Raw genomic sequence first — 22,310 nt, forward strand, 5'->3', positions numbered from 1 at the left:
GTTGTGAGTTCCGCTGATAAGTTCAATACGGTCTCACGCCCTCTGTCTTGCCAGGCCAGTTATCTGTACGGAACGGTGCCGCGGGCAATCCCGCACCGTTGAAAAGTGTTGCCACAGGGTTTGATTGCCATGCGTAGCGCACCTCGGTCGGGTGCGGCACTGCAGGCGAGGACACCACCACGGTGTCTCCCTCGATGTGCGCATCGGCCCAAACCCAGTTGCGGTCGTCCCCTGCGATGGAAAATTCGCCCAGCTTATCGCCCTTCGTCACAAGCCCGCCGTCAGTGTGCGCGAAATGCAGACGAATTGCTCCGGGGGCGCGCTCCACGGACTCGAGCGTGGGTCCGGAGTAGACAATCTTTTCGCCGTATTGCTTCGCCAGTGCGCAGCGCGCCAATCGATCACCTACGGGCTCTTTGTCTTTGGAGTGAATGTTGTCGGCCTCGCCGGTATCGATGGTCACCGCGAGGCATGCGTTGGGGACAGCCGCAGCCGCGACCGCCTGCGACTCGCGCAGCTCCGTCCAGTCGTCTCCGTTCACGGGAGTATCGCTGTGTTTGGTGAACGCCGGCAGGCTGACGATGTAGAACGGGAAGTCTCCTTGCGCGAAGAGAGCGCGCCAGTCCGCAATCATGGCGGGAAGGATTTTGCGGTACTGGTAGCCGCGCGGGGAGTTCTGCTCGCCCTGGTACCAGATCGCTCCAGTAATTGAGATTGGCGCAATGGGCGAGAGCATGCCCTCGTACAGGACTGCGGGCATGATGGGCCAGTTCTCGTACGCGATCGGCAGCTCCTGCGGGGGCTTTGCATCGACGCTGAGCTTCGCCTTCCACTCACCGGCAAGCGGAATCTTCGTACCATCCGCAAGGGTCAGGTTGAGTTCTTCGGGCTTGGAGAGAAAGCCGCCGACCGGCTTCGATTTCAGTACGCGGATTGCGATGATATTTCGGCCCGGCTTCAGAATGCCGTCGCGGATGAAATATCTGCGCGGGTTTTCGACCCACGAACTTCCGCCGACTTCAATGCCATTCACATAGGCAGTGTCCATGCGCTCGATCTCACCGAGCGAAAGCATGTTGCCGCTGCGCGGGAACGGTCCGGGAGCAGGCGTTGGCTGAGGAGTGGCCTTCGGCAAGGGATCGGGCAGCACGATCTCTTTGCGGAACCATGCGACAGCAGGGGTATCGGGCACGCCCAGTTCAGCAAAGCCGCCCGGGACGGGCACGGACTTCCAGGCGGAATCATCCAGTTCCGGCGCGGCCCAGTGATTCTTCTGCCCGGTGTCGTAGCGGTCGTACCAGTGCATCACGTAGTTGCCGTACTCGGGAGCATTCTCGCTCTTGAGACGGTCGAGTTCGGCCAGCGGGATGTCGAAGTCGTGCAGCGGCCTGAGGGACGCCTCGCTCGTCCAGGACTCTGCCGGGGTTCCGCCGACTGCGTCGACCACCAGGCCGATTGGAATGTGAACGTCTTTCTGCACGCGGCGGGCGAAGTAGTAGCCGACCGCAGAGATCCAGCTTGCAGTCTCTGGGGAAACGGCCTGCCACTTGCCATCAATCACATCCACGTGGTGGTAAGCCGGATGCCCTGCGACGGTGAAGAAGCGGATCTCCGGATAGTTCGCAGCCTTGATCTCTTCGTCCGCATTCTTTGTGAACCGCAGCGGCAAGCCCATGTTGGACTGGCCGCCGCACAGCCACACATCGCCTACGAGTACGTTGTGCAACTCGAAGGTTTGATGTCCGGAGATCTTCAGGGTGTACGGGCCGCCGGCTGCGGGCGGGTCGATCTTCAGCTGCCAGCGACGGTCGGGGCCGGCAACAGCGGTCGCGGTCTTTTCGCCCATCTCAACGCGAATCGTGTCGCCCGGATCTGACCATCCCCAGATTGCATCGGGCTTACCGCGCTGTAGCACCATGTTGTCGCCGAAGATGGTGCTCACAAACGGCAGCGCCTTGGCATTCGGCGTCTGCGCTGTCTGGCCCGGAGTCGGCTGCGAGACAGCGCGGAACCCCGCGATCGACAACGTGATCACGAGAATGCAAATTGAACGGCCGTATCGTTGACCCATGAAGGCAAGCCTCAGGCGCTCGTTTGTCTTCGTGCTCTCTGTCGGGCGCTTTCAAGAACGCATCGACTATACGGGAAAAGCGAAACCTCGAACAAGGGCAATAAATCGCTTTATACGGGCACGATCATTCAGTTACCATGCCGGAGATTGTTTGCCGCAGAAGAAACAGTTTTGAGAAACTTGTTTCCCGATCCGGCCGTCAAACGGGAGCGCATATGCAGCGAAGAGATTTCTGCAAACTACTCGCAGCCACCGCAGCATCCACAGGCGTTTCCTCTGCCGCGCGTGCCTCCGCTGACACACCGGCCGGAGTTCCCGCGGGGTTCAACCGGTTGACGCGAGACTACGCCGAGTTCTGCGCGCTTCCGCCGGAGAAACGCGTTTTCTACAAAGTGAGCAACGGCGCGATCGTCGAGACGAAGCTCGATGAGGCCGACTGGCAGCAGCCCGCGTGGAACTATAACCCCACGCCTGTTCACTCCCCGGTCGAGATGTGGAATGACGTTCCCATGCAGTCGCCGATACCCGACCTCGCGGGAGAGGGGCCGTTCAAGCCGACATGGGATTCGCTTCTGGACTACGAGGCTCCCGAGTGGTATCGCGACGCGAAGTTTGGAATCTGGGCGCACTGGACGCCGCAGTGCGTGCCGGAAGCAGGCGACTGGTATGCGCGCAACATGTATGTCGAGGGGCAGCGCCAGTACAAATATCATCTCGATCATTACGGGCCGCCGTCGCGGTTCGGCTATAAAGACCTCTGCGCACAATGGACGCTGCTCAACTGGGATCCTGACGAGCTGATCACGCGCTACAAGAAAGCAGGGGCGCGGATCTTTGTCGCACTAGCCAATCACCATGACAACTTCGACGCATGGAATTCAAAGCACCATCCGTGGAACGCGGCATCGTACGGGCCGCACCGTGATGTGGTGGGCGGCTGGGCCGCAGCCGCGCGGAAGCAGGGACTACGCTTCGGCGTAACCGTGCACCAGGCGCGCAACTGGTGGTGGTTCCAGCCGTCGCATGGCGCGGATAAGGCTGGCCCTCTTGCGGGCGTTCCCTACGATGGGCGTCTGACCGAAGCGGACGGCAAGGAACAGTGGTGGCAGGGGCTTAATCCGCAGCGCCTGTACGGAGTGAAGCATCCGGGAAGTGCACTGCCCGACGTTTCCTATGTCAAGAATTTCTACGACCGCACGCGGGATCTGATCGATCAGCACAATCCGGATCTGCTGTACTTCGATGACTCGCTGCTGCCGCTGGGCTGGGCGGGTATGAACATCGGGGCGTATCTCTACAACAACAGCCTGGCGAAAAACGGCGGCAAGCTCGAAGCCGTACTCAACGTGAAGGACGTGCCCGATCGCCTTGCGAAAGCTGTCGTGGCGGATTACGAGCGCGGGCTTACTGCCGAAATCATGAAGTATGCGTGGCAGTCTGAAACTTGCATCGGCGGTTGGCACTACTTGCGCTATCTCTACGAGAAGCCGGGGGAGTTCGGCGGATATCTCAACCCGCGTGATGCCATCCACTGGCTGATCGACACTGTGAGCAAGAACGGCACGTTTATTCTCAACGTCCCGGGCAGGCCGGACGGCACTATCGACAGCAAGGAGGCCTTGATCCTCGATCGCATCACGTCGTGGATGGAGGTGAACGGCGAGGCTATCTACGAGACGCGCCCGTGGAAGATCTCGGGAGAAGGTCCGAACTCGATCAAAGCGGGATCGTTTCAGGGCGAGAGCGTGAACAAGCTCGGGGAGAAAGACATCCGCTTTACGCGGAATAAGGCGAACACGGTTATCTACGCCATCGCGCTGGGGTGGCCGTCGGAGGCAATCCAAGTGCAGTCGCTTGGATCATCTGCGGCCACGAAGCCCGGCAAGGTGGAGCGCGTCCAACTGCTCGGCACGGATGCCAAAGTCGACTGGACGCAAGGGGCCGAGTCACTTCGCGTTTCTTTGCCGAAGAGCTACAAGCCGGAAGTGGACTATGCGGCGGCGCTGAAGATCAATCTGTCGTAGAGCGCGATGTTGTCAGTGGACACCCGAGGCCAGGAGCAGATCCACTGCGTTTCTAATTCCCGTAGACGAGGTGTCTGCAATCGGATGGAGCATGCCGTTTCGATCGATCAAGAAGCTCGCCTTGAACCTGGCGACATCTCGATAGAAGCCGGGTACTCCATCGCTCATCGTCAGCATGGGATAGGTGACAGAGGTCTTCTGCAGGAACTTCTTTTGAATCCCAATCTCCTGATCCGATAAACCGAACACGACAAGTCCCTGATCTTTTCGGTCTCGATAGAGCCCGTCGAGTTCCGGCATCTCCACGAGACACGGGCCGCACCATGTTGCCCAGCGATTCACGAGAACGACCTTGCCCTTCTGCTCGCTGAGACGGAAGAGGTGTCCGTCCACGTCTGCAGTTTCAAATAGAGGAGCGGCCACGTCGTGCATCGCCATGTTGCGCTCCTGCTTTGAGCGCAGGACACCGTCCGTGACAGGCCGAGCCGCGAGACCCAAGGTCAATAGCGCTATGGCGATTCCGAGCTTGGAGAGTGCGGTGAGGGGCGCTCTGCGACGCTGCCTCGCCGCAAGCACAAAGACGAAGACGCTTGGCAACAGCATCGCAACCGTGGCAGCCGAGAGGCGAAACAGCCAATCGCCGTTCAGGTTGTGGCTGGCCGTTGTGAGCACCTGGTACACGATGATGTACGAGACCACCGCAGCCACGGGCGCAAGCAGACCCGCCACAAACATGCGATTGAACCTGATCCTGGCCATGCAGACTTATTTCTCCACCTGAATTTTGCACAAATGACTGGAAAAGCAGAGAAGCTATCGAAGAGGAATTCACTGCGACCTGGCAAGGAAAGCCGCGGAATCCCTCCACTATACGCAAGGGCGTGCAAAGCCTCAATGCGGCCGAGATGGCTTTTCCGCGACTTGCGAAGCTCGTTCTGACTGAAAATCTAAATAGCCCGAACTCCTTGCTCTTTCAACTCTGATTCTGCTTGACACCCGGCTTGCAAAGGAGAGAATCTTCAATCTCTCTTTTCCGGTCACCGATCAACGCTGCGGACTCGATGCTGCCCGGCATATTGGCTCGATCTCAGATGGCTTCCGCTCAGGCCTGGCATTCGTTTCCTCCGTTCGCAGCCGCGACGCGCTTCGGTCTGCGCCGGAACATGCCGGGTTTCTACAGAAACTTAAGGAGGCTATGAATCATGCTCAAACGACTGCTCGTGATGACCTTCGCGCTCTTTGTTGCAGGGCACATGTGGGCCGCGGAGGATCCGTTTGTCGGCAAGTGGAAACTGAATGCTTCGAAGAGTTCGTTCACGGGCATGCAGATGAAGATCGAAGACCTGGGCGGAAATAAATACAGGATCACCTCGGGCGGGACATCCGACACCATTACTGCGGACGGGACCGATCAAGCGGCCAGTGATGGCAGCACCGGATCTATCGCTCCCGATGGCCCGAATGCGTGGAAGATGGTGATCAAGAGAAATGGCAAGGTCGTCAGTTCCATGACGCATACTCTCTCGGCCGATGGCTCTACGCAGACGATCAAAGGGACAGGGTACAAGCCAGACGGCTCAGGTTCGGATTTCACTGTCATCTTGAAACGCGTGGGCGGTGGTTCGGGATGGGCGGGGACCTGGGAAGACGTCAAGATCGAAGACAACTCTTCGCACGAGCTTCATATAGAGCAGTACCAGGAGAGCGGCCTCACCTTCAAGTCGCCTGACTACGCGGCAACGGTCAGCATGAACTTCGACGGTAAAGATTATGGAGAGAGCGGGCCGGACGCGTCGCAGGACGACGCCTTCTCAGGCAAACGAGTGGGAGCGGGGCCTTTTGAACTCACGTTCAAGATAAAAGGGAAGGTCATCGAGAACCGCAAATATAGCGTCTCACCGGATGGCAAAACATTGACCATTACCACGCAGGAGGTTGACCAGCCCCGCGAGCGAGTCGCGGTTTACGACAAGCTGTGATCGAGGAATCGGGCGGGACATTCTGGCGACGCTGGTGCGGTCGGCTGGCCAAGGTGTGTTCCGTCCGCGACTTGGCGCGATGAATGCCGAATTGCTATACTAGGCCAGTCGTTGCAGGACACTGTTCGGGTACCCCTCCTACTTCCGGCGCCGCCGGACTCCGCGCAGGATTCGCAACTGAAAGTCTTCACTGAGGCCAGGTAGCTCAGTGGTAGAGCGCGGCCCTGAAAAGGCCGGCGTCGGCGGTTCAATCCCGTCCCTGGCCACCATCTAAACTTTGCATTCCGTTCCCCGCCGCAGCCTGGCGGGTGTACTCGACCTGCCCTATGCGGTCGACAGGGGGACCATACTCATGACACCAGCGAAGGACAGATTCGCTCCGCTGTAGCGCCTCCCTGGATTCATTTACCACCTTTTGCGTCTTCTGCAGATAGTGCTGCGCCATCCGCCAGCCCGCCGATGCTGACAGCTCCCGCTGCCTCAAGTCGAACTTCATCGCTGGTTTCATCTCCACCGAGGCCTCCGAGCTACTTAGTTGCCGCTTCCCGGTTTACCGGCTGCTTCGACCTGCTGTGACGGCGGTCACCAACCATTCCGGCACAGCGCTTTCGTCGGTGTAACACTACGTCTAAAGCATATCGGTTTCCCCATGAGCAGTCCTAAATCCAGCCATCTTCTCCAAGTACTAAGAGCCACCCTCCTGCACGTAGAAACCAGCCAAGAATGGAGCCAGGAAGACCCTGCTGTAGTTGAACTAAAAGCCATCCTGGAGCGCCGCATTCATCAAGAACTTGCTGAACTTCCCGACGACACGATGAACTGAGCGCAAACGCTCGCGGAGGCCGTCGAGAATGTCAGAGCTTTTCGCAGACGCGGAGTCAGCGCTTCGCGGCGGCCGTTAGCGAATCGTCAGCAATTCTGTTCTAAGCTTCAGGGTGCGTGTAAGGCGCTCGATACTCCTGACGCAAAAGTGCGTTTGCCTCGGGATCTCCGATCACGAGCTGCTTCTGAGGATCCCACGACAGGCTCCGGCCGAGTTTCATCGAGTTGTTTGCCAAAATGCACGATGCGGTGGAGATGTATCCCTGCTCGATGTCGGAGACGGGACGGCTTCGCGCGTCGATGGAGGCGAGGAAGTTCTGCATGTGATGGCGGATGGCGGGGGCGACGTGTTTCTCGAGGTCTTTTTCAGTCTTATCCTCGGGGTATTGTTCCAACTCGTAGGTGACGTCTCGATGCACCGGCTGACCGCTGCCGAGAGGCGTAAAGTCATAGCTCATCACGCTGACCTTTAGCGTTCCTTTGTCGCCGTAAAATGTAGCGCCCCAAGGGTAGTTTGGATCCGGGGGGTCGCCCCAACTGCGGTGCTGCCAGACGACTCGAAGATCCTGGAATTCAAAGGTGGCTGTCTGAGTGTCGGTGATGTTCGCCTTGCTCTTCGTATCGACAAGGATTCCACCGGTGGAATGAATCCTGGTGGGCCAGCCCAAGCCGAGCATCCATCGCGTGGTGTCGAGCATGTGAACGCACATGTCGCCCACAATGCCATTGCCGTACTCCATGAACGCGCGCCAGCCGCGGGGATGAACCAGGCTGTTATAAGGCCGCATTGGAGCAGGACCTGTCCAGGCGTCGTAATCCAGATTTGCCGGCGGCGCGGTGTCCGGAGGATTCTCCGTGGCGCGCATGTGGTAGTAGCAGTAGATCTCAACAAGCGCAATCTTCCCGAGCTTGCCCTCGTCGATGAAGCGCTGCTTCGCCTCGACCAAGTGAGGAGTGCTGCGACGCTGCAGGCCGACCTGGACGACGCGCTTGTGCTGGCGGGCAGCGGCCAGCATAGCTTTGCCTTCCAGTACGTCGCGGCTGATCGGTTTCTGAACATAGATGTCCACGCCGGACTTTGCGGCTTCAATCATGTTCAGGGCATGCCAGTGGTCGGGCGTCGCAATCAACACCAGGTCCAGATCTTTTTCGGCAAGCATCTTTCGATAATCGGAGTAGGTGCGAGGCCTCTTTCTGGAGCGCTGCCGGGCGGCGGACATGTCGGCAGCTTCCGAGAGCATCTGCGAATCGACGTCGCACAAAGAGACGACCTCGACTGGCGATATCTGCATGAGCCGAAACAGGTCGCATTTCCCATACCACCCGCAACCGATCAGACCGACTCGACGACGTTTTTCGCGATCGTACTGTTGCGCGGGGGAGAGGGCGGCCGCAGCCAACCCGAAGGCAGTGGTGTGGAGAAATTCACGTCTGTTCATAGGGGCACCGGGGAAGCTGGATCAGTATATGGCTTCGCAGCAAGCAAGATGGGCAAAAGTGTTTGGCCAAATGGGCTGAGGGCTACGATGCCGACCGAGTCCTGCAGCGGCCCAGTGGTCGATTTCGCTTGAAAAAGTGAGAGGCGCGATCCATGATGTGGTGCCAGCAATCTGCTCTCAGCCTTGAACTCTCCCGCGGGTTTCGGGGCTTTCCGTCCTCATGCATTCTGTGGTTGTTCTGTGTCTAACCTTACGATCTCGTCGAATCGTATCTCTGACTGAGACGGAATCGACGGATCGAAACCCCTGAGTGGTTCGCGTAACTGGAGGAACTTCGACACATGACACGCGCGCTTTTATTTGCCTCTTTTTCGATTGCAACCTTACTCATTGCCGGCGCACAGAATGGGCCGGAGAACAAGAATTCGGCTCAGATCACATATCAGCAGTTCACGCTCGACAACGGGCTTCAGGTGCTACTGCATGAGGACCATAAGCTGCCCCTCGTCGCGGTGGACCTGTGGTATCACGTCGGTCCGCTGGAGGAACGCGCCAGGCGCACCGGGTTTGCGCATTTGTTTGAACACATGATGTTTGAGGGCTCCAAGCACGTTGGCGAGAAGGCGCATTTCAAATACGTAGAAGGAGCCGGCGGCACGGACATCAATGGCACCACTGCGTGGGATCGCACTGACTACTTTGAAACGATGCCTTCGAACCAGCTCGAGCTCGCACTTTGGCTGGAGAGCGACCGCATGGGCTTCCTGCTGGACACACTCGATCGAGCGAAGCTCACCAACCAGCGTGACGTGGTGCGGAATGAGCGCCGCCAGGGACTGGAAGGACAGCCATACGGCCTCGTGAATGAGGAGGTGTATCACCAGCTCTTTCCTAAGGGCCATCCCTATTACGCGGCGGTTATTGGGTCTCACGCCGACATCGAGTCGGCGCGCCTGCAGGACGTGCGCGAGTTCTTCAAAGACTTTTACTGCCCGAATAATGCAACGCTGGCCATCGCGGGAGATTACGATCCGGCAACGATCAAGTCCCAGCTCGAAAAGTATTTCGGACCGATTCCGCGCGGTCCCGAGGTCAAACCGGGCGCCGTAGCGACGCCGCCGATTACGCGCGAAAAGCGCGTCACGGTGACCGATGCTGTGCAGCTTCCGAAGGTGATCCTGGCGTGGCTAACACCGCACGCGTTAGCACCGGGCGATGCAGAGATGAATATCGCCTCGAACGTACTTGGCTCCGGTAAGTCGAGCCGCTTGTATCGCGAACTGGTGTATAAGCAGCAGATTGCGCAATCTGCCACCTGCACCGAGGAGGATGCTGCGCTTTCGTCCAACATGCAATGTGAACTGGTGGCGAAGCCGGGCATAACGCCGGAGAAGCTGGAGGCGGAAGCCGAGAAGGTGATTGACGGCTTCGCGGCCAGCGGTCCAACAGCGGAAGAACTGGAGTGGTCGCGCAACAAGATCGAGACACAGATCATTTCAGGGCTGGAGCGGCTCGGCGGATTCGGTGGAGTGGCCGACCAACTCAACTACTACAACCAATACGCCGGAGATCCCGGCTACCTGCCGAAGGACCTGGCCCGCTATGACGCGGTGACTCCAGAGGCTGTGCTGAAGGTGGCGGCGCAAACTCTTGGCAAGGAACAGCGCGTGGTGATCTATGGCGTTCCCGGCAAGAAGATGCTGAATGATGTGCCGCGCAGCCCTCAAGACAGCGATGCAACTGTAAAGATCAAGCCTGAGTACACGGCGGAGTTTGAAGCGGCACAGGCATGGCGAGCCACCGCGCCCAAGCCCGGGCCTCAGCATGCCCTGGCTCTGCCCAAGCCTGAGGTTTTCACACTCGACAATGGCATGACCGTGTTCCTGGTAGAGCGCCACGAACTACCGATCGTGAGCGCGCAGTTTGTCACGATTGCGGGGACGGGGGCCAACCCGCCGGACCATCCCGGCCTTGCAGGCACGACGGCGGCGATGCTTTCCGAAGGCACGACCAGTCGCTCGGCTGAGGAGATTGCAAAGGCAGCCGCCTTATTGGGGACGGACCTGAATGTGAGCAGCGGCCCTGACACTGCGCAGATAGGCATTTCGCTGCTGTCACGCTATGTGGGGCGCGGGGTGGAATTGATGGCCGATGCGGCGCGTCATCCATCGTTTCCAGCCGACGATCTTGAGCGCGTGCGCAAGGAGCGCCTTACTTCGCTGATCCAGAGACAGGATGTGCCCTTCCAACTTGGCATCCGAACGGGAGTGCTGAACTTGTTTGGAAAGACAAATCCATACGGATACGACGAGCTTGGGACGGAGGATTCGCTCAAATCGATCTCACGCGACAACGTGGCGCAGTTTTACGCGGCACACTATGGCCCGAAGAGCAGCCTGCTCGAACTGACCGGGGACCTCACTCCCGAACAGGCGCGGCAGCTGGCTGAAAAGGCGTTCGGAGACTGGAGCTCCGCAGCCGAGTCGCCGAGTCTGCCGCATGCCCCTGAAGCTCCGCAACGCAAGGTGCTCGTGGTCGATAAACCTGGCGCTCCTCAGACCGCGCTGCTCACGTTCGGGGTCGGTGTGGCGCGCAACGCACCCGATTACCCTGCGCTTACAGTGATGAACACGATGCTGGGTGGGCTGTTTTCTTCGCGAATCAATATGAACTTGCGCGAGCAGCATGGATACACTTATGGAGCGTTTTCGTTTTACTGGTATTACCGTGGAACCGGGCCGTTCATCGCCGGGGCCGAGGTTCGTGCCGACGTAACTGCGCCCGCCGCGGAGCAACTGTTCCATGAACTTCAAGCTATCCATACGCAGCCTCTGACTGAAGCGGAGCTTCGCATGTCAAAGGACTCGATCATTCGCTCGCTGCCGGGGAGTTTCGAGAGCGCAGGTGCCGTGAACCAGCAGCTCAACGATCTGTGGCTCTTCCGGCTGCCGCCGGACTACTTTGCTCAGCTACCGGGGCAGATTGAAGCGGTGACCTCGAAGGATGTCCAGCAGGCAGCGGACCGCTATGTGCATCCGGACAATGTGCTGCTCGTTGCCGTAGGCGATCGCGCCAAGATCGAGCCCGGACTCAAAAGCTTGAATCTGGGACCGGTAGAGGCTTGGAAGGGAGATGAAAAGGCGGCGAGCGCACAAAGATGAGGCCGGGGTGGCGCTATCTCGTTGCTAGTTCGTCTCTGACCAGGCGTAGAGGAACTTCCATAGTGCCGACTTTGCGCGTTCTCTCATCGTAGATTCCGGTGCGGAGCCAGTAGTCTCCCTTTGGGACCTTCACGGCTCCGTGCAGTTGGACTCCATTCTTCTGGAACACGGGGTAGACATCGGGCTTCACATTCAGCTGAACCAGATGGTCTTCCCGGCTGACGACCTGACCGTACCGGTCATAAACGATCCAGGAGATGTTGAGAGTGTCATGGCGATTTCCATCCGGCTCCAGCTTCAACCCGACGTCGGCCAGGTCCACTGCGAAATCAATCGCGTAGCGGCGGTTGTTCTGATCGTGATCTGAATCATCGCCGGGCTTTGCATCGGCATGGTGGACGTGCGCTTTGTAGAGGATCTGCTCGGTTTGCGGCATGCCGAATTCCATGAAGGGCGCGAGCGGATCGCGCTTGGTGGGATCCTCTGAGGCTTCGACAGCTGCTTCATGCTGGATGGCGCCGGCGGCGCCGGGCAGATTCTCTTCGCGTGCGAAATACCCACGGCGATAGGAGAGTTTGTATTTGCCATCGCCAGCTTTGATGGCGATGTTGCGGAAAGCGCCATTCATGTTGGCGTTGGTCGGCGCATAGGAGAGCGTATAGAAGTCAGCGCTCGAACCGACTACTTTGGCTATGACCGAAGTGAGGTCGTTCTGGTTGTAGAAGGCCTTGCCGCCGGTCTGCTCGGCGAGCATGTCCATGGTCGAGTTGCTGTTGCCGCGCTTCTCGCTTTCATTCAGCAAGCTGCCGGCAAAGCCGCCCTGGCTCTGCCCGGCGTTGGGCGGGTTTGCGGAAGCTCCTGGTGGTGCCCCGAGGAGTTGAGATCCGTTGGTAATCGTCGGATCGAGAATATTCTCTGCCGTGTAGAACTGCTGGACGGTGGCGCCGCGCGCGTCCACCGGATAGATTGCAACCCGCGCCGCCGAGAGCAGGTTGATGGTCGTCTTAATCGAATCGTCGAAGCGCATGTCGGTTTTGCCGAACAACTCGAGCGGAAAAGCGCCCGACATCCAGATGACGTTTTTTCTACCCGGGAAACCTCCGAGGAAGGTTGCGAGCTGGTTCAGATCGGCAAGAGTTTTGTACTCGCGATCACTGTCCTGACCGTAACGAGTTTCTTGCAAGAAATTCTGAAACGCAGCGACCGATTCCGGTGAGACTGCGGGAACAGGGCTGTCGGGCCCCTGATTCTCCTGGGCAACCATGAGCGCGATGACGGAGTTGAGGGCATTGAGCTCTCCCATCGATTGCAGCATCACCGCCGCTTCAGCCTTGTCGAACTTGCGGTAGCCGAGCGCCATGGCAAGGAGAGCCGGGTCGTCAGAGAATCCTTCGACGAAACTGAGCCGCATGCCCATGGTGAAGATTGCAAGCCGGGTGCCGGGCTTCAAGGTTTTGAGATATTTCTGTGCGGAACGGCGCAGCCACATCTGATCATCTGCGGGCGTGTTGAGGGCGTCGAGGAGAAGGACGTTTACTGCGGGTGGGGTGGGCAAGGGGGAGTAGTTGCTGAAGACGTTTGGCGGAAGCGAAGGAAACTCAAGCTTCGAGGAACGCGCTGCGAGATCTTCGGCCGTGTGCTCTTCGAAGAAGGACGGCGACTGCGGCGTGCCGTCTTCCAGAATCGTGAAGTCGCTCTGCTTCAGGCCCTTCACCGGATTGCCATTTTTGTCGGTAACAATCACGTCGACCAGCACTGCGCGGCTGTTGACCTTCAGCGTCGGACCAGCGGACTCCTGCTGGTCATTGCTCTGGGCCGATGCACAAGCGAAAGGAAGAAGCAGAACCGCAACAGTCGAGAGCAAACGCTTCATGGCAGGACCCCTTATTACGACCAACAAGACTAGCACTCGATCTGCCAGCAGGCGGAAAGATTGCTTCGATCAGGGCTGTGGACGTTCCGTACTGGTTTTGGTGTTTTCATCGCGGGCCGCTTTCCCATGCGAAGCCACACCGGCCACCGAATCTCCGGTATCTGCGGCGTCGAAGACCATCGTTGAAGCTGACCCGAAGCGGTGGTAGTTGGAGAAGATGGTCTGATTGACCAACGCAATCGGTTTCTGCAGCTTGTGGCTGCCCCGCGAGCAACCGCGCGCCTCCTGCACCATGAACGCAATGCTGCGGAGCGGGCAGATGGATCGCTGACTGCCGATGACAACCGGACCGTATTCGATGACGCTGGCTACATGAGAGACAGGATCGCCCTGATCGGTATCGGCTTCAAGCGTAAGGCGCAGGATGGCTCCGCTTCGGGGTGAGAGCGCCACCACTCCGTGGTAAGCCGGGATGTCGTGGAACCGGCCATGCTCGTCACAGCGGTCGGTGACCTCGTAGTGAGAAGTGGCTCGCGGAACGGAGTATCGAAAAACGGCCGCGACTCCGCCCATCGTGTTTTCCCAGTGGTCGAATGCGACGATTCCCTGCTGAAGGTCCATGAGCACAACCGCGGCCTCGGTTCCGAACTCGCCAGAGCTTTGAAATACCGAGTTGTCGGTGTTGACGGCACTCGCGCCGGCGGATGGCTCGAGAACTTCCTTGCCGTCGCGGAAGGTGATCTGCTTCTGCGTCACTTCGCGACGCTGGTATCCGGCGCTCTCGGTTCCCGACTGGAGGAGCTTCAACGCAGCCGGAGCGTTGTCAAAGGTGGTGGTCGTTCGCAAGGCCACGAAGTCAGGCAAATGGGACAGCTTGCCGAAGACGTAGTCGCGGGCTGCATTGAAGATCGCGCTTTGGGTCTCGGCATCCGGCGCGGCCAGTGGGATCTCTTCGCCTGCGGGTAGCTTCAGGAGTGCTGAATGATCGGCCATCTGCTGCAGGAGCATCTGGGCATGGGAGTCGAGCTTGTACTGCCCAACGAGGCGGTACAGCGTCAGCGTACTCATTCTGTCCAGCAGCTCGATTCCGGCAAGGCGGGAGAGGACGCTGTCGTCGACACGAGGAAGAAGGTCGCTGTCGGCGATCTCCGCTACTTCGCCGGAAGACCTGGGCTGGTGCTGCGCGGCATGGGATTTCGCAGCGGCCTCAGCAAGAATTTGCTCCACCTGGGCGACAGTTGCCTTTTCGGCGCCGAAAGCCGGCGACACAAGCACCGCGAGAATCCCGACCACAACCAGGAACCGCAACTGAAGTGACCTCTCCGCTAGCTGGTGGAAGTGACTTGCCTCTGATGCGCGCTCGCTCGAATCTGAGCGAGAGGATGCCAGGCATAATTCTAGCCCAGACGGAATGCTGAAATGTCTTTAAATCGTCTCTGCTCTGCGAGTTTGGATTGCTGGTGTTAACCTTTCCACAGCCGTAGCCGCCTTTGTTTATGTCGCTGAAAAAGCCATCGCGCCGCGAATTTCTCGTTGCGAGTTCAACTGCAGCTCTGGCTTCTGCGGTGCCAGCTACTGCATCGGATGCGCATGTGGTCGCTGGCGTGACCGGGGCAGGGGCAGAATCGCTTCCGTCGGTGCCTGGCGAGCTTGTTCAGCTGGGGCAGCAGCGGACGTTTAATGGAGACCGGGCTACGCAGGTGGCGATGCCGATCGGGGGGCTGGGAGCTGGGTGCATCTGCATCAACGGTTCCGGGGGACTGCAGGACTTTTCGATCAGGACGCGGCCGGAGACTACGGCGTTGCCGGCGGGTTTTACGGCGAATTCGCCCGAAGCGGCGTTCGCGATTCTGCACATCAAGGGCGCGGCGCAGACAACGAAGCTGATCGAAGGGCCTTTTCCGCCGTTCAAGATCTTCGACCAAGGGCTGCAGGGACAGGGGCTGCGGCGCAGCGGTTCGGAGGGGTTTCCGCGGTTTGAGAAGTGCAACTTCCGAGGCGAGTTTCCCTTTGCCGAGATCCGATTCGCGGATCAGGGGATTCCGCTGGATGTTTCGCTGATTGCCTGGAATCCGTTCATTCCGCTGGACGACAAGAACTCCGGGATTCCCTGCGCGATCCTCGAATACACCTTTCACAACACATCCTCGAAGCCGGTCGACTACGAGTTTTCGTATCACCTTTCGCATCTCGCACCGGGATGCAGGCCCGATCAGGCGGCGAGCGCGAACGCAGCGATCCCGGGCAAGGGAGCGTTTTTGTTCAACCACGAGGCGGCCAATGCGGAGGCATTCGGCAGCGCGGCGCTGACGGCGATCGGCGCAAAGCCACGGGTCAAAGCGATGTGGCTGCGCAGTCCGGGCTGGGAGTTCGACTCGCTGTCGGCACTGTGGCGCGAGGTTTCGTCGGGGGCGTTCACGACCAACGACGGCTCGAATACGGTGGACAATGCGGGACGCAACGGCGCGTCGATCCTGATTGACGGGCATCTCGATCCGGGACAAACGCACACGTATCCAATCGTGATCACGTGGCATTTTCCGAACTGCTATCTGCGCGAAGGCGGAGTTGCTGCGGCGCAGAATGCATCGGTTGCGGAAGGCCAGCCAGGATGCCGTGCGCTGCCTGCCGATGCGCCTGCGCCTTGGCATCCTTACTACTCGACGGTGTGGAAGGATGCGCGCGAAGTTGCCGCATATGTGGAGCAGAACTTTACAATGCTGCGCACGCGGACGACCCAGTTCAAGAACGCATTGTTCAACTCGTCGTTTCCGCCGTATGTGATAGATGCGGTCTCGGCGAATCTCGCGATCCTGAAGGCTCCGACGATATTGCGGGAGGCGAATGGCAACATCTGGGGATGGGAGGGATGCTTTCCCGATGCCGGCTGCTGTCATGGATCGTGCACGCATGTCTGGAACTATGCGCAGGCGATGCCGCATCTCTTCCCTGCTCTGGAACGCACGCTGCGCGATCTGGAACTGATTCGTTCGATGGACGAGCGCGGACATGTGAACTTTCGCGGCGCGATTCCGGACGGGCCGGTCGATCATACCGGTCCGGCAGCAGCCGATGGGCAACTTGGCGGGATCATGAAGGTCTATCGCGACTGGCAGATCTCGGGCGATGCGACGTGGCTGAAGCGCATGTATCCGGCGGCGAAGAAATCGATTGATTACTGCATTGCGACATGGGATCCGGATCGCCGCGGCGGGCTGTTCGAGCCGCACCACAATACATATGACATCGAGTTCTGGGGACCCGATGGAATGTGCACGAGCATCTATCTGGGCGCGCTGTCGGCGATGGAGATGATGGCGAGCGCGGTGGGCGAGACGAGCGATGCGGCACAGTACTCCGAGCTCGCGCAGAAGTGCGCGGCGTTCATGGATCAGACGTTGTTCAACGGTGACTACTATCAGCAGAAGGTCGAATACCAGGAGCTGCACGACCAGTCGTTTGCGCAGTCCATTGCACACGTGGATGAGAAAAGCAGCGAGATGCAGCAACTGCTTAAGCGCGAGGGACCGAAGTACCAGTACGGATCAGGCTGTCTTTCAGATGGCGTGATCGGCGCGTGGATGGCGAGCATTTACGGCATCGAAACGCTCCTTGCGCAGAAGAACGTGAACGCTACTTTGCAGGCCATCTTCCGCAACAACTTCAAAACCGATCTGAGTCAGCATGCGAATGCGCAGCGACCGGGTTACGCGATGGGACACGAGCCGGGGCTGCTGCTTTGCAGCTGGCCGAAGGGCGGCAAGCCGACGTTGCCGTTCGTCTATTCGGACGAAGTGTGGACGGGGATCGAGTACCAGGTTGCGTCGCACCTGATCCACGAAGGATTTGTGGAGGAGGGTTTGACGGTTGTGCGGGCGGTGCGCGGACGGTATGACGGGCGCACGCGCAATCCGTGGAACGAGTATGAGTGCGGAAACTGGTATGCGCGCGCGATGTCGAGCTTTGCGCTGGTGGGAGCGCTGTCGGGGTTCCGGTATTCGGCTGTGGATCGGACGCTGCATTTCGGCCCGAAGCTGAAGACGAGGCCATTCACCAGCTTCTTCTCGACAGCGACGGGGTTTGGGACGATTTCGCTCGACGGGCGGAACGTCACAGTGAAGATGATCGAGGGTGAACTGCCGGTTGAGAAGCTAAGCTTCACGGACGGTGAAGGGACTCGGGTGGTTGAGTGGAAGGTTGTGGCGCATACGAATGCGGCGGCGACGAAGAGCGTTTAGGAGCGGGGACTAGGAACTAGGGACTAGGGACTAGGGATATAGAGAGTGATCAGTGATCACTGAAGCCGGAAGCAGACATTCAAATTGGAGTGGTGTACCCCCGCCCCCCTCCCCACACTCCTTGTGAACAAGTGTTCTGGTTTCAGTCATTTGCCAAAAGCGCGGGTCGCCAAGTGTATGCAGGGATTGAACTTACTTACAAGGTGTCTCTAAACAAAGGACTTAGGGCTGGGACGATCCGCGGCTTTCGGCATGGAAGCGGACTTTCAGGGTGTCCTCGTCTTTCCTCTTTCCCTCTTTCTCATTCCATCCTTCCTCAATCTCCCATCAGGTTGCTGCAAAATGCGCCGGTCTTGCCAGGACTCATCGAAACCGTCCCGCAGCGGCTAAAGCCGCGCTCTATTTGCACCCCTTATCGGCACAGATAAATCTGTGCCCTTTCAAAACCCAGCCGTTTCGGACTTTTGCAGCAAGCTGTGAAGTCGTGCCCTCTCAAAGCGACACGCGCCTTCAAAGCGACATCTCTCTGGACTCCTTCGGCAAGTGTTCGGGCGTGAGTCGGGATCTATATACAGTGTGGCAGAAAAGCGGAAATAGACTGCAAAACGGAGAAAGCTCTCTAAGGCTCCTATGAGCAACGACTTAGGACAAATTGCGGCTGAAGGCGGCGGAACTTCGCTCTTTTTCTCGTTTTCGGCAGCCAAGTGACTTGGCCCCTGCCTATTACCTTTGGGTCACTCCGGGCCCTGAACTTTGGTTTAAGTGAAGGTACCCGGTGCTACACTGCGCCCGTGGAGAAAGACGGAATGAACGCCCAACCCTATCAGATTGCGTATGATACGGCTATCAACGAGCTCACCCAGATCGCCGCGGCATTTGAGCAGCTGCGTGTGCGCAAGACCATGATCGAGAACGTGGTGCAGGCGCTGCAGCCATTCCTCGGGGAGGGGCAGCATGTTGCAGCCGTTCAGCAGCAATCAGGTTCGGTGGTTCCGGAGCTGGCCGTACCCGGTGGGGCCGAACCGCCTGAGGGGTATTCGTTCAACGACGTTCCGAATCCGCTGCCCGATGTCTCCGAGACGGGCGGGGACCCATTCCAGCGGCGGGTGAAGGCGACGTTCCGCTTCAAGGGTCTGGCGACGCAGCGGGCTCTCTAAGCTCGGTGTTGTGCGTAGTCGGGCGGTGATTCGCCCGAAGCTCAGCCATTCAATTTCTCCCCGGCGAATTTGGTTCGCTATGGGCGGTTGCGCTCTTACGATCAATCATGCCTTCATACGCTTGTGTGGCTCACACTCGGTCTGGTGATTGCGATTGTGGCGGGGCGCACGCTGTGGGTATATCGGGGATCGAGCAAGTGGCCCGTTGCGGATGGCACGATCAAATCGCTTGATGTCGAGAAGAAGCGGGATGCGGGCGGCGGGTGCTACTTCTGCGCGACGTTCACGTACGAATTCCCAGACCTCGATGGAAACCTGAGGTCGGGAACCTGGACCAAGAACTTCTCGAGCGAGGCGGCTGCGCGGGATTTTGCCGGGCGGGAGATGCCGATGGGCAAGCAGGTCGTGGTGCACTTCAATCCGAACGACCCGGGCATTTGTGATTTGGAACTGGATTCCTTTGCTTATACGGACGATAGGCCGACTTCGTTGGGGCTGTGAGTGTTGGGATCAAGCGTCCCGGATCTCTCGTCGCCAACTCGGAAGTAAAAGTGGGTTTGCTCTCGAAGAGGCAACTGCAGGTTCCCTTTGGCTTCGCTCAGGGCGGGCTCTCCGCTGCGGTCGCCAGTGGCGACCTCCGGTCGGAGTGACTCCATGCTTAGTAGACACGCTAACTATATGGGCGCAACGACCAGCGCACCGCAGTTCTCCGCCGGTCGGGGATGCGGGAGTGATCGCGAAAACAACCGGACCTGTTCAGGAATGCGCAACCCGGTGGGAGTCGAATGGGAGGAAGAGGGAGAGGGTTGTGCCACGGTGCCGGGGATCGGTGCTCGAGCGAATCGCGATTGAGCCTTCGTACTTGTTCATCAGTTCTTCGACGACCCACATGCCGAGGCCGGTGCCAGCCTCGTCTTTGGTCGTGAAGAATGGCTCGCGCAAGCGGCGGAGGGTATCGGGGGGCATTCCGGGGCCTCCGTCGGCGATGGTGATGCGTACACCGTGGGCGTTTCGGTCGCACCAGGCGATCGCCTCTCTCACGCGGATTCTGATCTTCCTTCGTTCTCTGGAGGCTTCGGCCGCGTTGTTCAGAATGTTCGTCAGTATTTGCTGCAGTTCGTTTGGGGAGCAGAAGAGTTCGCGGGTTGGGCGCAGGTCTGTTTCGATGTCGACTGCTGCGAGCGATAGCTTGCGGCCGAGCAGGTGAAGTGTTGAGTCTACGACTTCGGACACCAGCACGCGCCGGGGCTGACTGGGTCTCGCAAAACGAAGGGTCTGCTGGCTTATTTCTGATACTCGCCGCAACTGATCGACCGTCTTGTCGAGCATCTCGATCTGTGTCTGGTCAGTTGACAATCCGCGCGAGAGATAGAGCAGGTTGAAGGCCGCCTCGAGGGGATTGTTGATCTCGTGGGCAATTGCGGCGCTGACCCGGCCTGCGATGGCGAGCTTCTGTGCCTCGAGCAGCGCGGCGTCGGCCATCTTTCGGCGGGTGATGTCGCCGCAGTATCCCGCCATCAGCTGCGGCGCGCCTTCTGCGTTTCTGGTCACGACGGCTTTCAGGTAGGTCCACCGGAGTTGGCCGTCGGGCCGGATGATGCGGTAGTCGGTGTCGAGGGAAACGCCTTCGGCGAGGGCCTTCTGGATTTCTGACTCGACGCGCGCTATGTCGTCGGGATGGACTTGATTGCGCCAAAGCTCGAAGCTTGCCCCTTCGCCGGCTTCGAGGCCATGGAGTCGATAGAACCCGAGCGACCACTGCGACTGACCGGTTACGAGATTCCACTCGAAGAGGCCGACGTAAGCTCCATCAAGACCGAGTTGAACCCGGGCTTCGTTTTCACGAGCCAGCTCGTCGATGCTCTGCTGCCCACCTGGATCTTGAACGCTCATCGCAAGCTCACGCTGATTTTATCGAACGCCCGAAGGACAGCCGTCTGCGCTTTCGGATTCAGAGAGTTAGATGCAACCTAAGTACCGGCTGGACAGCGCTCGCGAAACCAGGTGGGCTCCGGGTTATGGCGGGAAGTCGGCAAGTGCAGGTCGGCTTCGGTTTCAGGGCTCAGTTGCCCGCTATTTGCGCGGGTGCGAGGAGGTCTGAAAGCATGACGACTTCGGCGGCTACGAGGGATCGGAGCGTCGGTTTGAGCTCAGGGAACCAGAGCGGGGAGTGAAGATCGGGAATGCGGGCGCCGCTTGCGAGCTTCTCCGGATTGACGGCGCCGATGTGCAGGAGCGCGGTGCGGACGCCGGCGCGGCCGTATTCGGAGAAGTCTTCGGAGGTCATCTTGGCGGGCATTTCAACGACGCTGCCGGGACCGAGATCGCGGCGCAGCGCGTCGGCGAGGCGCGTGGTGAGCTGGGGGTCGTTGAAGACCACCTCGGCGCCGGGAGTGATCTTGATGGACGGGGGAGCCGGGGCATCAGAGGCCTCGGCCTCGGCATCAAGCTGACGCTTGATGGACGCGAGGATGTGCTTGCGCACTTTGTCGTCGTAGGCGCGCACGGACATCTGGAGCCGGACTTCGTCGGGAATGATGTTGCCGGCGCTGCCGCCGTGGATGGAGCCGATGGTGACGACTGCGGGCGAGAGCGGATCGGTTTCGCGCGAGACGATGGTCTGGATGCCGACGATGGATCGGGCAGCGATGACGACGGGGTCGACGGCCAGCTGGGGTTTGCCGCCGTGGCCGCCGCGACCGAAGATCGTGACTTCGACGGCATCGGAAGACGCGCGGAAGAAGCCCGGATGGAAGCCGACTTTGCCGGATGGGAGCGAGGGCTCGTCGTGCATGGAGATTGCGAAGTCGGGCTTTGGGAAGCGCGTGAACAGGCCATCGGCGAGCATGGCAGCGGCTCCGCGGGTGATTTCCTCGGCGGGCTGGCCTACGAGCATCAGGGTTCCCTGCCAGCGGTTGCGGCGCTGGGCCATGATTTTTGCGGTGCCGTACCAGCCAGTCATGTGAAGGTCGTGTCCGCAGGCGTGGGCGACGGGGACGGATTTGCCTTCGGCGTCGAGGGCCTTCACGGTGCTTGCGAAGGGCAGGCCGGTCTTCTCTTCGAGGGGTAATGCGTCGAGTTCGGTCCGGAGCATTACGACGGGGCCGGGGCCATTGCGGAGGATCGCGACGAGGCCCGTGCCACCGACCCCGGTAGCGACGTCGAAACCGAGGACGCGGAGACGGTCGGCCAGGGCGGCGGCGGTTCGCTGCTCGTGGAAGGCGAGTTCGGGATGCTGGTGGAGGTCGCGATAGAGGCTCTCTAGCTCGGGCTCGAGGGAGGCGATCTCCGGCACTGCGCGTGCGATGGCGGGAGGTTCCTGGGAAAGCGCGGCGCCGACGGTGGCGAGGGTGAAGGCGACCAGGATACCTGCACAGTGACGAAGCATTGGCTCTCCTTGCTGGTGGCGGAGAAGACGGGTGAGGCTTCAGAATAGCTGGTTCGAGAAGGGGCTGAGTTAGTGCGATGCGGAAGGAAAGGGGTTGCGGGGATTTGCGAAGAGCAACTGCGGGTTTCTCCGCTCCGGTCGCCGGGGGGGCGACCTAC

General features: G+C 59.5%; 15 protein-coding genes and 1 tRNA gene. 8 read left to right on the forward strand and 8 right to left on the reverse strand.

The annotated features are described in order from the left end of the window. Nucleotides 1-22 precede the first annotated feature (22 nt). On the reverse strand, nucleotides 23-2,071 hold the full coding sequence (locus DHV10_RS07500) for a sialate O-acetylesterase (protein ID WP_109485607.1): 2,049 nt from the start codon (nucleotides 2,069-2,071) through the stop codon (nucleotides 23-25). A gap of 215 nt (nucleotides 2,072-2,286) precedes the next feature. Between DHV10_RS07500 and DHV10_RS07505 the strand changes: the two genes are divergently transcribed. Continuing rightward, a complete protein-coding gene (locus DHV10_RS07505; RefSeq protein WP_109485608.1) occupies nucleotides 2,287-4,095 on the forward strand; it encodes an alpha-L-fucosidase in 1,809 nt (602 codons plus the stop codon). A 12-nt stretch (nucleotides 4,096-4,107) separates the two neighbouring features. Here DHV10_RS07505 and DHV10_RS07510 read toward each other — a convergent pair whose 3' ends face one another. Continuing rightward, nucleotides 4,108-4,854 carry a TlpA disulfide reductase family protein gene (locus tag DHV10_RS07510; protein ID WP_109485609.1) on the reverse strand — a complete coding sequence of 249 codons (747 nt, stop codon included), beginning with the start codon at nucleotides 4,852-4,854 and terminating at the stop codon, nucleotides 4,108-4,110. Nucleotides 4,855-5,297: 443 nt separating this feature from the next. Between DHV10_RS07510 and DHV10_RS07515 the strand changes: the two genes are divergently transcribed. Both DHV10_RS07515 and DHV10_RS07520 read left to right on the forward strand, forming a co-directional pair. After that, complete coding sequence (locus DHV10_RS07515) at nucleotides 5,298-6,074, forward strand: hypothetical protein (RefSeq protein WP_109485610.1); 777 nt, start codon at nucleotides 5,298-5,300, stop codon at nucleotides 6,072-6,074. Between the two features lie 194 nt (nucleotides 6,075-6,268). Then, nucleotides 6,269-6,343, forward strand: a tRNA-Phe gene (locus DHV10_RS07520). Here DHV10_RS07520 and DHV10_RS07525 read toward each other — a convergent pair. Continuing rightward, a complete protein-coding gene (locus DHV10_RS07525) occupies nucleotides 6,322-6,582 on the reverse strand; it encodes a hypothetical protein (protein ID WP_162601290.1) in 261 nt (86 codons plus the stop codon). The genes DHV10_RS07520 and DHV10_RS07525 overlap by 22 nt on opposite strands. 141 nt (nucleotides 6,583-6,723) lie before the next feature. On the opposite strand from DHV10_RS07525, the gene DHV10_RS26980 reads away from it, so the two are divergent. Continuing rightward, a complete protein-coding gene (locus DHV10_RS26980; RefSeq protein ID WP_162601291.1) occupies nucleotides 6,724-6,897 on the forward strand; it encodes a hypothetical protein in 174 nt (57 codons plus the stop codon). A 100-nt stretch (nucleotides 6,898-6,997) separates the two neighbouring features. Here DHV10_RS26980 and DHV10_RS07530 read toward each other — a convergent pair whose 3' ends face one another. Continuing rightward, a complete protein-coding gene (locus DHV10_RS07530) occupies nucleotides 6,998-8,335 on the reverse strand; it encodes a Gfo/Idh/MocA family protein (RefSeq protein ID WP_109485612.1) in 1,338 nt (445 codons plus the stop codon). 341 nt (nucleotides 8,336-8,676) lie between these two features. Between DHV10_RS07530 and DHV10_RS07535 the strand changes: the two genes are divergently transcribed. Further along, entirely contained in the window at nucleotides 8,677-11,496 is a 2,820-nt protein-coding gene (locus tag DHV10_RS07535) for a M16 family metallopeptidase (RefSeq protein ID WP_109485613.1), read from the forward strand. Between the two features lie 13 nt (nucleotides 11,497-11,509). On the opposite strand, the gene DHV10_RS07540 is transcribed toward DHV10_RS07535, so the two are convergent. Then, complete coding sequence (locus DHV10_RS07540) at nucleotides 11,510-13,369, reverse strand: VWA domain-containing protein (RefSeq protein WP_109485614.1); 1,860 nt, start codon at nucleotides 13,367-13,369, stop codon at nucleotides 11,510-11,512. A 69-nt stretch (nucleotides 13,370-13,438) separates the two neighbouring features. Continuing rightward, complete coding sequence (locus DHV10_RS07545) at nucleotides 13,439-14,677, reverse strand: hypothetical protein (RefSeq protein ID WP_109485615.1); 1,239 nt, start codon at nucleotides 14,675-14,677, stop codon at nucleotides 13,439-13,441. 188 nt (nucleotides 14,678-14,865) lie between these two features. Here DHV10_RS07545 and DHV10_RS07550 point away from each other — a divergent pair, with 188 nt between their 5' ends. From DHV10_RS07550 to DHV10_RS07560, 3 genes are all read left to right on the forward strand, one after another. Beyond that, complete coding sequence (locus tag DHV10_RS07550; protein WP_109485616.1) at nucleotides 14,866-17,607, forward strand: GH116 family glycosyl hydrolase; 2,742 nt, start codon at nucleotides 14,866-14,868, stop codon at nucleotides 17,605-17,607. 806 nt (nucleotides 17,608-18,413) lie between these two features. Further along, nucleotides 18,414-18,764, forward strand: a complete 351-nt coding sequence (locus DHV10_RS07555; protein WP_109485617.1) for a hypothetical protein — start codon at nucleotides 18,414-18,416, stop codon at nucleotides 18,762-18,764. Between the two features lie 123 nt (nucleotides 18,765-18,887). Then, a complete protein-coding gene (locus DHV10_RS07560) occupies nucleotides 18,888-19,265 on the forward strand; it encodes a DUF3592 domain-containing protein (RefSeq protein WP_162601292.1) in 378 nt (125 codons plus the stop codon). 255 nt (nucleotides 19,266-19,520) lie between these two features. Here the strand turns inward: DHV10_RS07560 and DHV10_RS07565 are convergent, their stop codons facing one another. Beyond that, a complete protein-coding gene (locus DHV10_RS07565; RefSeq protein WP_109485619.1) occupies nucleotides 19,521-20,657 on the reverse strand; it encodes a sensor histidine kinase in 1,137 nt (378 codons plus the stop codon). A gap of 169 nt (nucleotides 20,658-20,826) precedes the next feature. After that, nucleotides 20,827-22,152, reverse strand: coding sequence for an amidohydrolase (locus DHV10_RS07570; protein WP_109485620.1), 1,326 nt, complete (start codon nucleotides 22,150-22,152; stop codon nucleotides 20,827-20,829). Nucleotides 22,153-22,310: the final 158 nt, after the last annotated feature.

Origin of the sequence: Occallatibacter savannae (assembly GCF_003131205.1) — a bacterium.
In the GTDB taxonomy this organism is placed as follows: domain Bacteria; phylum Acidobacteriota; class Terriglobia; order Terriglobales; family Acidobacteriaceae; genus Telmatobacter; species Telmatobacter savannae.